The organism is Mycolicibacterium komossense (assembly GCF_025822605.1).
Lineage (GTDB): Bacteria > Actinomycetota > Actinomycetes > Mycobacteriales > Mycobacteriaceae > Mycobacterium > Mycobacterium komossense.
The window spans coordinates 48,084-63,286 of record NZ_JACKTY010000041.1; the positions used below are offsets into that span (position 1 = coordinate 48,084).

Genomic DNA, 15,203 nt, shown 5'->3' on the forward strand with positions numbered 1-15,203 from the left:
AGCGCATGCCGAAAAATGGTAGAAATAATGCGAATAGTGTCACATTCGTATCGCCGGGAGGTGACCATGACCACAATCTCCAACCTGATGGCGCTGGTGACCGCCGCAACGAGCGGCACCGAGACAGCGAAGTCGGCGGACCGCGCCACGGGGCGGCTGCTGGACGCGGCGGTACTGGAGGCGGCGCACGTCGGACTGGCCCGAATCACCGTCGAGGACGTCGTGCGTCGCGCCGGCGTGTCCCGGATGACGGCCTATCGGCGATACCCACGCCGCGACGACCTGGTCGCAGCGCTGGTGCAGCGCGAAACCGACCGATTCCTGGCTGCCGTTGCCGATGGCATCGCCGCCGCGACCGATCCACGCGCGAGAGTGACGGAGGCGTTCATCGCCGCGGTCAGATTCTCCCGCATCCACCCGATGCTGCGCCGCGCCGGGCAGACGGGCTCGTCGTTGTCCGCCGACGACACCGCGATGCTGCTGGAGGCCGGCTCGGCATTCGTCGCCACGCAGATAGCGGGGGCAGGAAATCAACCGAGCCAACAGGTTCGGTGGGTAGCCGATGTCTGCGCCCGGCTGATCCTGACCTATATTTCGGCGCCGCCGACCGATCCCGATTTCGGTGATGACGCCGAGTTACGACGATTCGCCGAGGAGATCCTCACGCCGATGGTGGCGCGGGCTACCACTCCTTGAGTACCCGTTGCTTGGTGGCGCTGACGGCCGCTTCGCGGCGAAGTCGCTTCAACTCGGGCAGGAATGGGTTGTGGTCGTTGCCCTGAATGTTCAGCGGTAAATCGAGGCTGTGGATCAAGGTGTCCTCGAACAGCCACGGCTCGGGGTGCAGCACCCAGGACACCTGCGTGTTCTCCGCCATCCAGCGGGTGAGCACCGCCTCCCCGCCGGCGAAGGTCTGTCGCTCACCCGAGCCGATACGGCGCAGGTGGATGTCGAGCTCGTCTTTGAGAAGCACGCCAAGCGATTTACGTAGGGTCGAACCCTCGGCACTCGCACCGCTACCGCCGAAGTGGTACTTGATGCGCTTGCGCAGATCCTGACTGATCGGCCGCTTGCCGTTGGCCGGCGGCGGAGTAGGGGCGATGCCGACGTAGAGCAGCGTCAACCCGTCCCGTCGCTGACATCCCGCGGTGACCTCGTCATCCAACGCCGCGGGCAGCGTGCGGGCCCACCAGCCGAAAACGCCGGGTTCGGCAGGCACCGGGCACGGCTCACTGAATACCTCGTCGTGCGAAAATAACCGGGCCGCAACGAATCCCGCAACCTTGGTCGCTCTGTGCCCCTTGGACATACATGCCTCCGATATCGCATAGGGCAGCCCGGGAACGGAGCGCCTGAATGAGGAGCCTAGACGCCACCGGATAGTCTGACCGCCGAGCGAAGGAGTGGTCGTGCGGAAGTGGGGGCTACTGGCCGGAGCGATCCTGACCGAGGTGACGGGAATCCTGTCTCTTCGCGCGTTTCAGGATCACCCGGCCTGGCTCGTTCTGGTGGTCGTCGGGTACCTGCTGTCGTTCGTGTTCCTCACGCTGGTGATGCGGGCAGGCATGCCGATCGGGATCGCCTATGGCATCTGGGGTGCCTGCGGGACGGCGCTGACCGCGGTGCTGGCAGCGGTCATCTTCGGTGACCCGTTCACGCTCCCGATCGTGTTGGGTATCGGGCTGATCATCATCGGCGTGCTGCTCGTCGAGTTCGGTTCACAGCGCGCGGCCACTGCCCACCCCGAACACCCCGCGTCATGATGTGGTTGCTGCTGGCGGGTGCGATCGTTGTCGAGGTGGCCGCCACTCTGTCACTACGGGCCTCCGACGGCTTCCGCAAGAAGATCTGGCTGATCCCGGTCGTCCTCGGCTACCTCGTGTCGTTCGCACTGTTGTCGACGTCGCTGTCGCTGGGCATGCCGGTCGGTATCGCCTACGGCGTGTGGTCGGCCTGCGGCGTGGCGCTGGTCGCGGTCCTGGGGAAATACCTGTTCGCCGAACCCCTGACGTGGTTGATGGGCCTCGGAATCGGGTTCATCATCGCTGGGGTGCTGACCATCGAACTCGTCGGTTCCGTGCACTGAGTGCGCGCCGGCGCCCGCTGAGCACCATCGCGAATAGGACGATGAGCACCCCGGATACCGGCACGATAAGTAGGCCGACCCGCAGGCTCGTCGCGTCGGCGACGGCTCCCACGAGCGGCGCCGCCAGCAGGAAGCCCACCCGCATCAGCCACGTCACCACCGTCAGTCCCGTACCGGGGCGCAGTCCGGGCACGTTGTCCGCGGCGTGGAACGCCGCGGGTGCGACGGTGGCCACGCCGAGTCCGGCAGCGGCGAAGCCGCAGACGGTGCCCGCCGTCGTCGGGAATGCCAAGGCCGCGCCCATCCCAACGGTGATCAGCACCCCGCCCGCCGCGGCGACGATCCGCACACCGAATCGGTCCACCAGGCGATCGCCCGCCAATCGCCCGACGAACATGAAGCTGACCATCGCGATGTAGCCGAACGCGGCGATCGCGGCCGGCGCTCCGAGGCTGTCCCGCAGATAGATGGTGGCCCAGGAATTTCCGGCGTCCTCGACGGCCGAGCCCGCGATGGAGAAGATCGCCAGGGCCGCCACCAGTGCATAGGCGGTCAGCAGTGCCGGCGTCCGGCCATCGGAGTGGGGTCGCGGCACGTGGGGTTCGTCGTGGTCGGGACCATGGAGCAGAAAGCGATAGCTGGCCAGGCAGATGGCGGAGAACAGCAGACCGGATGCCGTGAGCTGGAGGGTTCGGGAGATATGCAGTGCGATGGCCGCCGCACCCATCAGACCTCCGAGCACCGCACCGATCGACCACAGTGCATGCAGCGAGTTGAGGATCGACCGGCCGTACCGGTACTGGACCCGCAGACCATGCGCATTCTGCGCGACGTCGGTGATCGCGTCGGCCGCACCGGCCACGAACAGCGCCCCGCCGAAGACGATGGGGGTCGGCGCCACCGCCGCAGCGACGACGAAAGCCGCGATGAACACGGTGCTGGCCACCGCGACCGATGCCGAACCGAATCGCCGGATCAACACTCCCGCGGTCAATCCGGACAGCAGTGCGCCCGCGGAAAAGGCCGCGACCGCCAACCCGAAGCCCGTGTTCGACATGCTCAGGTCGGTTTTGATCTCCGGATACCGTGGCAGCATGTTGGCGAACATCGCGCCGTTCGTCAGGAAGAGGGCCCCGACCGCCATCCGGGCTCGGCGATCGCTGGTGGACGGCACCGCGTCACAGTAAGGGAGACGACGACCGTCGATGGGGTTGGCCGGACCCGCCGCACCTGGGCGGACCTGATGTCACGCGACGTAACGGCGCCAAACAAAGCAAGATTGCCACCATGACCGACCTGGATCAGACCCTGGCCGAACTCGCGCACCGCTGTGGCGTGTCCACCGAGTACTACGACTGGACCGGACGCAGCGTGCCGGTGCCCGAGCACACGCTGACCGCGGTGCTCGGCGCGCTCGGTATCGCAGCCGGAACCGCGGACGAGCGGGCGACGGCCCTGGTGGAGCACGACCGCCGGCACTGGGCCAAGGCGCTGCCTTCGACGATCGTGGGCCGGGCGGGGACGGACACCTCGTTCTGGGTGCACGTCACCCACGGCGACGCCGCCCACATCTGGGTGCGACTCGAGGACGGAACAGTGCGCTCCGGCGTCCGTCAGCTCGACAACTTCACTCCCCCTTACGATTTGGATGGCCGACTGGTCGGCGAGGCAACCTTCGCGCTGCCCGCCGATCTGCCCGTGGGCTATCACCGCATCCATCTGCGCAGCGGCGCCCTGGAGACCAGTACCGCGTTGATCGTGACCCCCGCGTGGCTGGGCTTACCGGCCAACATGGGCAACCGCCGGACCTGGGGAATGGCGACCCAGCTCTACAGCGTCCGCTCGAAGCGATCGTGGGGCGTCGGTGACCTGACCGATCTCACCGACCTCGCGGTGTGGTCGGCAGCCACACACGGAGCCGGTTATGTACTGGTCAACCCGTTGCATGCCGCGGCACCGACGAAACCCATGGAGCCGTCGCCGTATCTGCCGACCTCGCGCCGCTTCGTCAATCCCCTGTATCTGCGGGTCGAGGCCATCCCCGAATACGCCGATCTGAGAGGGCGAAGCCGCATAGGTGCGCTGCGCGACGACGTCCGCAAGCACGCCCGCAAACTCGACTCGATCGACCGGGACGCAGCCTGGGCGGCCAAGCGCAGGGCCCTGCGAATGGTTCATCGAGTGGAGCGATCCGCGGGACGCGAACTGGCCTATGCGGCCTACCGAGCGCGCGAAGGAGCCGCTCTCGACAACTTCGCGACGTGGTGCGCGCTGGCGGAACGCTATGGCAGCGATTGGCACCAGTGGCCGGCCGACCTGCAACACCCGACCGGCGACGGGGTCGCCCAATTCGTCGAAAGACGCGCCTCCGCAGTCGATTTCCATCGGTGGCTACAGTGGCTGCTCGACGAACAGCTGGCCGCTGCCCAGTCTGCGGCAGTCCGGGCCGGCATGTCGCTGGGCATCATGCACGACCTGGCGGTCGGCGTGCATCCCAACGGCGCCGACGCGTGGGCATTGCAGGATGTACTGGCGCTCGGCGTCACCGCGGGCGCCCCGCCGGACGAGTTCAACCAGCTCGGGCAGGACTGGTCGCAGCCGCCGTGGCGTCCCGATCAACTCGAGGTGCACGAGTACCTTCCGTTTCGCACCCTCATCCAGGCGGTGCTGCGCCATGCCGGCGGGGTGCGGATCGACCACATCATCGGGTTGTTCCGGTTGTGGTGGATTCCCAAGGGCGCGTTGCCAACCGAGGGCACCTATGTGCAGTACGACCACGAGGCGATGATCGGCATCGTCGCCCTGGAAGCACACCGGGCCGGCGCCGTGATCGTCGGCGAGGACCTGGGCACCGTCGAGCCGTGGGTCCGTGATTACCTGCGGACCCGCGGGATCCTCGGTACCTCGATTCTGTGGTTCGAGCTAGAACGCGACGCCGAGCACCCGTCCGGGGTTCCGATGGATGCGGCCAAGTGGCGCGAGTACTGCCTGTCGTCCGTCACCACCCATGATCTGCCGCCGACCGCCGGATACCTTGCCGGCGAACACGTTCGGCTGCGCGATGCGCTCGGCCTGTTGACCCGACCGGTGGACGAGGAGATGGCCGAGGACCAGGAGGAGCAGGCGCAGTGGCTGGCCGAGCTGCGTCGGGTCGGACTGCTGCCGCCCGGCAGCGAGGCCGCCAGCACCGAGCAGATCATCCTGGCGCTGTACCGCTATCTCGGACGAACTCCGTCCCGGCTGCTGGCCGTCGCGTTGGCTGACGCCGTGGGTGATCGGCGGACGCAGAATCAGCCTGGCACCACCGACGAGTATCCGAACTGGCGTGTGCCGTTGACGGGTCCGGACGGCAAGCCGCTCTCGCTCGAGGACGTCTTCGCCGACCCACGCGCCGCCACTCTGAGCGAGGCGATGCGCGTGATCACCACCCCGGAGGTCTAGGCGGCGACGGTGACGTGCCTGGCCAGCCGAAGTCCGGTGGCGGCTTCGACTTCGCTGATGGTGATGACCATCGGCTTCGGCTGCGGCGGTGCCGTCGACTGATAGCTCGCCCCGGTCGGTGTGGTGACTTGCGCTGTGTGCGTGCCACTTTCGTCGATACAGGTATGCACTGTCCAGCCGGCAGCTTGTTTGGCGTAGTTACATGCTTCGCACAGCCCTTCGCCGTTGGCTGCACTGGTCGGGCCGTGCCGTTCGGCGGGTGCGGCGTGGTCGGTATGCCGGATCGGGGTGTCGGAGTAGGGAGTTCGACACCGGTGGTCTCGGATGCCGATGAAGCGCGCCAGGGCTTTCGGGAAGATCCGCGACCGTGATTCCATCGCCACCAGGGTGCCCGTCGCCGGCGTGGCATACAGCTTGCGCAGCGTGGCCCGGGAGGCGTCGTCGTCAAGCGCGGCTGTGACCAGATCACGGGCGATGCCCGCCGGAATCGGGCCATACCCGTCGACAATCGCCGGCGTGTGGCCGCCAGTCAGGGTGTCATCGGAGATCACGAGGTGCACCGCGACCGGCGTCGCCGACGCGGCGCTACGCCCGGTCAGCCGCTCGACCATCGTGTCGGCCATCACCTGGTTTCGCGAGCGGCCATCACAGGTGACGTCCGCCTCCCGCTTGAGCGCTGCGTACACCGACACCCCTTGGGCCACCGGCAGCAGGGCCGTCACATACGTCATGGCGTCCGGGGCGGGTCGGATCGTCACATACCGCTCGGTCCCGGCTTTGCGGGCGCGGTCGACGACCGCGTGCGGGTCCAAACGGTAGGCGATCTCTTGGCCTCCGCGGCAATCCGGGTATCACCCCACCCCACCACTGTCGACGGATCGCCACCCAGTTCGGCATCCGAGGCACGCCGATCCTCGAGAGCCAGACACGCCGACTCGCGCACGATCAGGGTGGCCCGCCACTCGGTGAGCATCCCGGACTCCAGCGCCGCCAGGGTGTGTGGCATCTCGTAGACCAGGGCGTGGGCGAACCCGACATGCCGGTTTCCCCGATACGGACTGGCTCGCCGCGCCAACGCAACCTCACTGCACACCCCCCGCCCGCGCTTGGCTTCGGGGATCCCGGCCGCCTCCTCGCGCGCCCGCCGCGCCGCGACGAACGCCGCCGTCACCCGAGCCTGCTCCGCTGCCGCGGCAGCCTTGAGCCTCTCCAACTCGCCGAGACGATCTATCAACACCGCCTCCCGACACTTCGAACATACGTTCTATACTATCTCGGGCGCCGACAAAACCTCGGCCCCGGCAGCGCACTACTGGTCAACGAAGATGGCGCACTCGTCGGCCGGCTTACGCGCGACGTCGAGATTGTTGGCCGGAAAGTCCTCGACGGCATAACCGATCGCCACCCCGCACAGGATCTCGTAGCTGTCCGGGATAGCCAGGACCTCGCGCACGACATGCGGGAAACCGGCGATCAGCACCTGTACGCAGCTCCCCAGTCCGCGAGCCGAGAGGCCCAGCAGGAATGTTTGCAGGAACATGCCGACACCGAGGCTGTCGACGTGATGCAACCGGCGGTCCATACAGACGATGCCCGCCAGCGGCGCGTTGTAGAAGCGCCAGTTGAACTCGACGGCCCGCCGACGGCCGAGGGCGTCCTCGCGCGCGATTCCCAGGCTGCCGTAGAGCTGCTCGCCGAGTGCGTATCTGCTGCTGTCGAATTCAGTCGGCAGCGGGGTGTTTTCCGGCTCACGGACCCGCGCCTCGGCCAGCAGCGCAGAGACGAGACGGCCACGAGCGGCGCCAGAGGCGAACACCAGATGCCAAGGTTGAGAGTTCGAGTTCGAGGGCGCCAGCCGGGCCAACTCCAGCGCCGCAACGACGTCGGCGCGCGGCACCGCACGATCTGCGTGGAACAACCGGATCGATCGACGAGCGTGCACCGCGTGCTCAAGCTCCACCGCTCGCCCCTCCTCGCCGACGGCAGCCTACAACGTCGCCGCTTTATCCCGATCGACACCCCGAGCGCCGAGCCACCGCCGAGCGGCAGGCCCCCACGTTACTTACCCGCGTGCAACGCCTGCTGACCGAAGGAGTTGGTCTCCACCGAACCGTCGGGCAATTCCAGCTCGCCCCTGGCCAACCGGTCCCGCAGGTACGCGAACGTCTGCACCGTCTGCGCAAACAGGTGCTCCCCCGCGCGCAACGGCGGCCGGTCCCGTCCGTCGCCGGAAGCGAACTGCGGCAACGGTTTCACCTCGGTGTCATAGTCGACATTGAAGAACAGCGGAAACGAGAACCGCTCTTCCTTGACCTTGCGAACCCGGTGCGACGTCGCGACGAACGCACCGTTGGTCCACAGTTCCAGCATGTCGCCGATGTTGACGACGAAGGTGCCGGGCACTGGCGGGACGTCGACCCACTCGCCCGCTCCGTTCATCACTTCCAGGCCCGGTGCGGTCGGTTTCAGCAAGGTGAAACACTCGTAGTCGGTGTGTGCGCCGATGCCCAGGGCGTCGACGGCATCCGGGTTATACGGATAGTGCACCAGGCGGAGCTGGCTCGGAGTCTTGGTGGCGTGCTTGACGAAGGTATCCGGATCCTCACCCAGCGCCACCGCGAATGCCCACAGCAGTTGGTTACCGACCGCGATGATGGCGTTGTAGTACGCCGTCACCCGCTCGGCGAAGCCGGGAATATCGGGCCACGCGTTGGGGCCGAGCATGGGATTGCCGGCCAGGTAGTCCGGATCATCGGCGGGCAGGTCCAGCGCGGTGTCGAAGGCCTCCTTCAGATCCGGTCTGTCACCGTTGAGGCCTTCTTCTCCATAGGGCACGTAGCCGCGATGACAACGTGAGAACCCGATGTAGGACCGCATCTTCTCGTCGATCGGCAACGCGAAGAACTCTCTGGTCGCGGCCAGCAGGTCGGTGAACAGCGCCTCGTCGATGGCTGCTCCGCGAATGTAGAAGAAACCCACTTCGCGGGCGGCCTTGCCGACTTCGGCGGCCACTCGATGCCGGTCGGCCAGGTCCGGTGAACTCAGATCTGTGATGTCGACGATCGGCACCGAGGTGAACGACGTTGCCTCACTCACAATTTCACTCTTCCTTCGATTTCGTTGATTTCCAGGCGATGGCCGACGACGCCCATCACGTTCCTCACAGCGCGGCATCCCACCGCGATTGCAGTTCGGCGAAGCCCGCGGCGGTGGGCCGCCCCAGCGCACGGAACCGCGCGAGACCACCATCGGGGTGGGCCTGGACCCGCAGCGCGGTGACACCGGAGTTCTCCTGGCTGTCCACCACGAACACGCGGCGGGTGTCGGCGCTCAACGCGGTGCGCGCAAGCACCGGGACGTCGAATGGTACTGACCACCAGGCGGATCCGCCGTCCGGCCGGTCGCGACTACCCAGTACGGACACCTCGCGGGACGCGTTGAACACATAGCACGAGGTGTCGACTTCGATACGCTGCAGATCGCACGGGACCGCCAGGGCGATGGTGACGGCATCGTGGGTATCCGGACCGATATCGCGCCTGCGACGGGTCTCCCACCCGTCGCCCATGTTGCGGGGCCGGTCGGGGGCGATCAGCGCGCGGGCATCGGAGTAGAAGGTGTCGCTGGACCACACCACCCGGCCGCCGTTCTCGGCACCCGAGACCTCCATCGTGACACCGGCCCACAGCCGCGGGTCGGGCACCGCCTCACCGAATGCCCGCAACCGCGCTACGCCCCCGTCGGATTCCAGCCGCAACCGGATATGTGTGATCCGTCGGGTCTCCGATACGCCGATGATGTTGCGCGAGTCGGGTTTCAGGCTGGTCAGCTCGACCAGGGGAAACCAGCGGATTCCCGGCACCAGCGGATCGTCTGACGGCGCGAGCACGGCACCGTCGAGGCGGTAGCCGGTGGGATGGTTGCCGGTGAAGAAACGGGTGTCCACGTCGACGGCACGGACCCGGCCCGGCACTCCGAGCCGGATGACGGCCCAGTCACCGGCGAGGCCGGCATGCCGGCGGGTTTCCCAGCCGTCGACCACCTCACCGCGAAGGTCGTAGGTGCCCGGTACGAAGGTCGGCTCACTCGGGTCGATGAGTCGCTCTTTGATCCCGAACGACTCGTCACTGGCCGCGACCACACTGCCACCGAGGCCTCGGCTGGCCAAGTCGATGCAATCGTGGTGTCCGGTCATGAATCCAATCCCAGTAGGCTCGAAAGTGGCCATAATTCGGCGGATTCGGAGGTCCCGGCGCGGACACGCCGGCCACCGAGCCAGGTGGCCAGTACCGCGCCGCGCAGAGTGGTTCCGTCGTAGGGGGTGATGGCGTGCCGATGGTGCAGCGCATCGGCGTGCGCCACGCTTTCGGCGTCGGGATCGAACACACAGAAATCCGCTCGGGTCCCGACGGCAATGCGGCCCCGGTCGGTCAGGCCGGCCAGCGCAGCGGGCGCCTCGGCCATCCAGCGGCACACGTCGACGAGGGTGAACCCCCGCATCCTGGCCCTGGTCCACACGACCCGCGGGCCGAGCTGCAGCGAGCTGATCCCGCCGAAGACACGGCCGAAGTCACCGTCGCCCTTGGCTTCCGGCGCGCACGGGGAATGGTCGGACACGACCATATCGAGCACGCCATCCGACAGCGCGGTCCAGAGCTGTTGACGATTGTCCCCCCGCCGGATCGGCGGGCAGACGGCGAATTCGGTGGCACCCGCCGGGATATCGTCGGCGGCAAATGTCAAGTAGTGCGGACAGGTTTCGGCCGTCACGGCCACCCCAGCGCGTTTGGCCGCAGCGATTAGCGGCAGCACTTGGGCGCTGGACACGTGCACGATATGCGCCCTGGCCCCGGTCGCCCGGGCTGCGTCGAGCACCAGCGACACGGCGTCTACCTCGGCCGCGTCGGGGCGTGACCGCAGAAACGACGAGTACGAGCACCCCCGGGCGGCCGGGCTCTGGGCAAGCGTGTGGTCACTTTCGGCATGCACCAGCAGAACCGATCCCAGCGCGGCGATCCGACTCATCGCGCGATAGAACTCCGCGGGCCGCAGCGGTGGGAAGTTCGGATTGCCCGAGTCGGCGAGGAAGCATTTGAATCCGAGCACACCGGCCAGCGCCAGCTCTTCGAGGTTGTCGATGTTGTCGGGCACCACACCGCCCCAGTAGCCGACGGTAACTTGGCAGTTGCCCTGTGCCGCCGCCCTTTTGGCGGCCAACGCAGCGGCACTCGTGGTTACCGGATCGGAATCGAGCGGCATGTCCACCAGCGTCGTGATACCGGCGGCCGCCGCCGCGGCGGTGGCCGTGGCGAAGCCTTCCCAGTCGGTGCCCGGCTCGTCGATATGCACGTGACTGTCCACCAGCCCCGGCATCAGTACCGCCGTCGACGGCAACACAACTTCGCTCGCCGCCCGGTACTGTCCGTCCACCCGGCCCACCAGTCTGATGAGGCCGCGCAAGATTCCTATTGCCGCCGAACGTATCTCGCCGCCGATCACCGCGCGTTCGGCGCGGATCACGGTGTCCAGAGCGGGATCATCCACCGTCAATGGTGGTCCGCCTTCGGTGGCACGGGGCCAAACCTGTCGTGGAAATGTTTCGTCATCTCCGGCCACACATGCGGATCGTGACCCGGTATCAGCTGATACCCCTTCTCGGCGGCGAGCCGCTTGAGCTTGCGGATCGGCTCGACGGTCTCGTGCGGGTCGACGTCGATGAAACCGCCGATCGCCAGCTCCTGCTCGATGTTCTCGGTCAGGTCGGCGGCGTCGAACGCGAAGACGAAGCCGCCACCGCCCACCGATTCGTCGAGTTCCACCATGAAGCTCTGATGCCCGACGGTGTGCCCGTAGGTCGGGATCGCGGTGATCCCTGGCGCGATCTCGGCCTCCCCCTCGGCCAGTTGCCAGTCGATGTTGGGATCGTCGAAATCGATCCGCGCAATCGCATGGCGTTCGGGCTCGGGATGATTCGCCAACCCGTATTCGAGTTCGCGGCGTTGGGCGTGCACCGGCACCTTGCCGGCGAACAACTTCAGGCCGCCGGCGTGGTCGTGGTGCAGATGGCTGAGCGCGACGGCGTGGATATCGTCGATGTCCACCCCGATCTCGTGAAGTGATTCCTCGATCGGCTCCCCCGGGCCCGGCAGCACCGGCCGGTACTCCACCGTCGGGTAGAACCGCCGGGCCAGGGCCGGATCTCGCACCAGCGCGGTGTTGAATCCGGTGTCGAGCAACACCCAGCCACCGTCGGTCTGGAGCAGCACCCCGGGCACCGGTTCACGCATCCGGAGCTCGGGGGCCGCACCATAAACGGATACCGATTTCGGCAGTTCCTCCCACCCAAGGGTGAGCAGGATGATCCGCCGGACCTTGCCGTCAGACTGCATCAGGTTCATGGTCAGGCCGACAACTTGAACAGTCGCAGCGAGTTCGGGTTGGTCACCACGTGCGCGTCTTCGACACCCTTGAGCCACGGTTGGGCCACCACGAAGTCGTCGACGTCGGCGAGGTTGTACCAGCAGCCTGTCTTGACCGCCTCTTCTCCGGCGGTCGAGAAGGATTCCGGCGCACCGGTGACCAGTGCTTCGGCCAGCGCGGTGGTGATCGGCGGTGCCGTGCAACCCATGTAGTTCAGGCCGGCGCCCGGATCCCAGGAGATGTGGCCCCAGGTGTATGGCGACGGCGCATCCGGCCAGCCGGTTCCCGTGTAGAGCTCGGGAGCGCTGGAGGCGTCGGTGCCGACCCAGCCGAAGATCTCCGACGTCGGATAGCTCTGTACCTTGGCGGTGAGACCGGCCGAGGCGAGCTGCGTCTGGATCAGGTTGGCGATCAACTGGCTGTCCGGCGCACTCGAGTCGTAGCCGACGGTGATGTTCTTCTGATCGGGCGGCAACGTTGCCGCCAGCGCGGTCAGCTTCGACGGGTCATGCGGGATGTCCTGCTTGGCGTACTGGGGGTCCAGCATGTTGGGCGGATACGCCTGCTCGGCGACCTTGCCGCGCCCGAAGAATGTCTGCTTCACCAGAGCGTCGACGTCGATCGCCTGCAAGACCGCCGTCCGGTTGGTCTGGTCGGTGAACAGTCCCTTGTGCGGGTTGACGTAGAGGAAGTTCGACATCATCGTCGGCAGCGAGTAGTGCGAGTACTTGCTGTCGTTGAGGTAGGACTCCACCGCCGAGGATGGCAGGTCGTGCAGGATCGCCGCGATCTGGCCGTTGTTGAACTGCAGCTGCTGGGCGGACGCGTCGGTGATCACCGGCAGGTCGATGGTCTGGAAGTACGGCTTGTCACCCCAGTAGTCGGGGAACGCGGCCATGCCGTAGTGCGAACCCACCTGGGCATCGGTCAGGGTGTACGGTCCGGTACCCAGATCGTGTGTCGTCAAGTAGTTCTCGGCGTTGTCGGTGCCGGCATTCTTCTTCAACCCCTCGGGGCTGAGCATGCGCGGTCCGTACGGGGCGGCGATGTAGTCCAGGAACGCCGAGTTGGGCTCCTTGAGGGTGACGGTCACGTCCAGCGGACCCTGTGTGGTGATCGAGTCGATGCCCTGCACCATGTAGGCCGGACCCTGGTTGACCGCGAGGCGGCGGTCGAAGGACGCCTTCACCGCGTCCGACGTGAATGGCGTTCCGTCATGGAATTTCACGCCGTCCCGCAACTTGAAGGTGAAGACCTTGTTGTCCGGTGACTTGGTCCACGCGGTGGCCAGCAGCGGCTCGAGCTCCGGCTTGTTGGTGCCGCCCTTGTACTGCAGCAGACCTTCGTAGAGGTTGGTGGTCAGCAGCAGGCCCTGTCCGGCGTAGAAGATGTCGGGGTCTGGCGGCTGGCCCGGGTCCTGCAGGAACGACAGGTGCAGCACCTTGTCGGTAGGTGCCGCGTTGGGGGTGCCGCCGCCGGAATCCGAACCGCCGCAACCGGCGAGTGTCAAGGCGGTGGCGGCGGCCGCGGCGAGCAGCGCGAAACCTCTTCTGCGGGGTGACGTGCTCATCGTGCGGCTCCTTCGAGGACGGGCTGGGACGTTGGGATCAGATCGGCGAACGCGGCGAGGATCTCGTCAGTGGTCCGGTTGGCACCGGTCTGCAGGTACTCCATCGCGTTCAGCGAGGCGTCGTGGCGCGCCTGCGAAGAGCCGCCGACGCAATCGGTGACCACGCGCACGTAGAAGTCACGCTGGTGGGCGTCGGCGAAGGTGTAGTGCACGCAGACGTCGGTCAGCCCACCGATCAGAATCAGGGTCGACGCTTTCAGTCCGCGCAGGATGATCTCGAATTCCGTTCCGATGAAACCGGAATAGCGTCGTTTGACGATGTGGAACTCGTCGGGTCCAGGCAGCAGCGTCGGCTCCAGCGCGGTGCCGGGCTGACCTTCGACGCAGTGCACACCCTCGGTGCCGTCGAGTTCACGGCCGAAGTCCACCCCGCTGGGCCGATGCACCTCCTGGAAGTAGATCACCGGGATCGCGGCGGCACGGGCCGCCGCGACCAGCTTCTCGGCTTTCTTCACCCGCTCGGCGTGACCCGGCATCACCGGGATGCCCATCTCTTCGACGGGCAGTGCCCCGCCTTCCTGCATGTCAACGACGACGAGCACGGGGTTACCCACGATCAAGGGTTGCGCCGGCACCGGGCCTCCTTCTTTGTTGTTCGAGACTTGTTTGGGAACAGGGAAACTCAGGTCGCGGCTATCCGCGGGTCGGCTGCCGCCTGCAGTAGGTCGACGACGGTGTTGATGAACACATAGAGCGCACCGAGCAACAGGGTCACACCGGCGATCGCCGGAAAATCCGCGACCGGGATGCTCTGGGCGATGTACTGGCCGATCCCGGGCCAGCCGAATACCTGCTCGACCACCAGTACACCGGAGAACATCAATCCGACCTGCAAGCCGGTCATCGACAGCGACGCCCCGATACAGTTGCGCAGCACGTGCCGAGCCATGATGTTGCCCTCCGAAAGGCCCTTGGCGCGTGCGGTTCTCGCGTAGTCGCTGTCAGCGTCGGTGAGCAGGCTCGAGCGAAGCACCCGGCCGATCGCCACCGCGGGACCCAGTGCGATCACCAGGGCCGGCAGGATCAGATGGTGAAATGCCGAACCGACGACGTCGAGCCGGCCGTGGATCAGGCCGTCCACCGTGAGCATCCCGGTGGGCCCGGTTGGCGGGTTGGGCACACTGACCCGTCCGTTGGCCGGTACCCAGCCGAGCTTCTGATAGAAGATGATCAACCCGAGAATGCCGAGCAGGAACATCGGCGCGGACGCCCCGGTGAACAGCACCGCGCGCAGCGCCGCCGAACCCCGCCACTTCAGCGTCGTGCTGAACGCCAGCAGGACAGCCAGCAGTAGGGCGACGATGATGCCGTAGATCGCCAATTCGAGTGTCGCCGGGAAGAAGTCGCCCAGATCCGATGCCACCGAGTGCCGGGTGCGATACGAGGTCCCGAGGTTGCCCTGCACCGCGGCGGTCAGATAGTGCCAGAACTGCGTCAGGATCGGGTCGTTGAGACCCAGCGCCTGCCGCCGTTCCGCGACGGCCTGCTGTGACGCCTGAGCGCCCATCTGCGCCTTGACCGGGTCCAAAGGCGAAATATGTTGCAGGAGAAACATCACCGCGGTCAGCGCGATGAGAATGACGACCAGGGCTCCGAGCCGGGAAGCAACGAATCTTTTCATGTCTG

At 66.6% G+C, this 15,203-nt stretch carries 14 protein-coding genes and 1 pseudogene; 4 read left to right on the forward strand and 11 right to left on the reverse strand.

Annotated features, from left to right (window positions below; translation table 11 throughout):
• Positions 1-66: 66 nt before the first annotated feature.
• Positions 67-696: a TetR/AcrR family transcriptional regulator gene (locus tag H7J73_RS25545; protein WP_264070549.1), complete on the forward strand. Its 630-nt coding sequence runs from the start codon at positions 67-69 to the stop codon at positions 694-696.
• Here the strand turns inward: H7J73_RS25545 and H7J73_RS25550 are convergent.
• Entirely contained in the window at positions 683-1,309 is a 627-nt protein-coding gene (locus H7J73_RS25550; RefSeq protein ID WP_264070550.1) for a GIY-YIG nuclease family protein, read from the reverse strand. The genes H7J73_RS25545 and H7J73_RS25550 overlap by 14 nt on opposite strands.
• 100 nt (positions 1,310-1,409) lie before the next feature.
• Between H7J73_RS25550 and H7J73_RS25555 the strand changes: the two genes are divergently transcribed.
• Positions 1,410-1,763, forward strand: coding sequence for a DMT family transporter (locus tag H7J73_RS25555; protein WP_264070551.1), 354 nt, complete (start codon positions 1,410-1,412; stop codon positions 1,761-1,763).
• Positions 1,763-2,086 carry a DMT family transporter gene (locus H7J73_RS25560; protein ID WP_264070669.1) on the forward strand — a complete coding sequence of 108 codons (324 nt, stop codon included), beginning with the start codon at positions 1,763-1,765 and terminating at the stop codon, positions 2,084-2,086. Before H7J73_RS25555 ends, H7J73_RS25560 begins: the two co-directional genes overlap by 1 nt.
• On the opposite strand, the gene H7J73_RS25565 is transcribed toward H7J73_RS25560, so the two are convergent.
• On the reverse strand, positions 2,040-3,230 hold the full coding sequence (locus H7J73_RS25565; RefSeq protein ID WP_264070670.1) for an MFS transporter: 1,191 nt from the start codon (positions 3,228-3,230) through the stop codon (positions 2,040-2,042). The two genes, H7J73_RS25560 and H7J73_RS25565, sit on opposite strands and share 47 nt — an antisense overlap.
• 143 nt (positions 3,231-3,373) lie before the next feature.
• Here H7J73_RS25565 and malQ point away from each other — a divergent pair, with 143 nt between their 5' ends.
• On the forward strand, positions 3,374-5,527 hold the full coding sequence (gene malQ / locus H7J73_RS25570; RefSeq protein ID WP_264070552.1) for a 4-alpha-glucanotransferase: 2,154 nt from the start codon (positions 3,374-3,376) through the stop codon (positions 5,525-5,527).
• Here the strand turns inward: malQ and H7J73_RS25575 are convergent.
• From H7J73_RS25575 to H7J73_RS25615, 9 genes and pseudogenes are all read right to left on the reverse strand, one after another.
• Positions 5,524-6,764, reverse strand: a pseudogene (locus H7J73_RS25575) (DUF222 domain-containing protein). The gene malQ and the pseudogene H7J73_RS25575 sit on opposite strands and share 4 nt — an antisense overlap.
• 72 nt (positions 6,765-6,836) lie before the next feature.
• Entirely contained in the window at positions 6,837-7,487 is a 651-nt protein-coding gene (locus H7J73_RS25580) for a nitroreductase (RefSeq protein ID WP_264070553.1), read from the reverse strand.
• Between the two features lie 98 nt (positions 7,488-7,585).
• Complete coding sequence (locus tag H7J73_RS25585) at positions 7,586-8,623, reverse strand: isopenicillin N synthase family dioxygenase (protein ID WP_264070555.1); 1,038 nt, start codon at positions 8,621-8,623, stop codon at positions 7,586-7,588.
• A gap of 64 nt (positions 8,624-8,687) precedes the next feature.
• Positions 8,688-9,722 (reverse strand): allantoicase, encoded by a 1,035-nt coding sequence (alc, locus tag H7J73_RS25590; RefSeq protein ID WP_264070556.1) that lies wholly within the window; start codon positions 9,720-9,722, stop codon positions 8,688-8,690.
• On the reverse strand, positions 9,719-11,071 hold the full coding sequence (gene allB / locus H7J73_RS25595) for an allantoinase AllB (protein ID WP_264070557.1): 1,353 nt from the start codon (positions 11,069-11,071) through the stop codon (positions 9,719-9,721). Before allB ends, alc begins: the two co-directional genes overlap by 4 nt.
• A gap of 2 nt (positions 11,072-11,073) precedes the next feature.
• Positions 11,074-11,916: an N-acyl homoserine lactonase family protein gene (locus tag H7J73_RS25600; RefSeq protein WP_264070558.1), complete on the reverse strand. Its 843-nt coding sequence runs from the start codon at positions 11,914-11,916 to the stop codon at positions 11,074-11,076.
• Between the two features lie 11 nt (positions 11,917-11,927).
• Positions 11,928-13,517 (reverse strand): ABC transporter substrate-binding protein, encoded by a 1,590-nt coding sequence (locus H7J73_RS25605; protein WP_264070559.1) that lies wholly within the window; start codon positions 13,515-13,517, stop codon positions 11,928-11,930.
• Positions 13,514-14,152 (reverse strand): cysteine hydrolase family protein, encoded by a 639-nt coding sequence (locus H7J73_RS25610; RefSeq protein ID WP_264070560.1) that lies wholly within the window; start codon positions 14,150-14,152, stop codon positions 13,514-13,516. Before H7J73_RS25610 ends, H7J73_RS25605 begins: the two co-directional genes overlap by 4 nt.
• Before the next feature lie 47 nt (positions 14,153-14,199).
• Complete coding sequence (locus tag H7J73_RS25615; protein ID WP_264070561.1) at positions 14,200-15,198, reverse strand: ABC transporter permease; 999 nt, start codon at positions 15,196-15,198, stop codon at positions 14,200-14,202.
• Positions 15,199-15,203 lie beyond the last annotated feature (5 nt).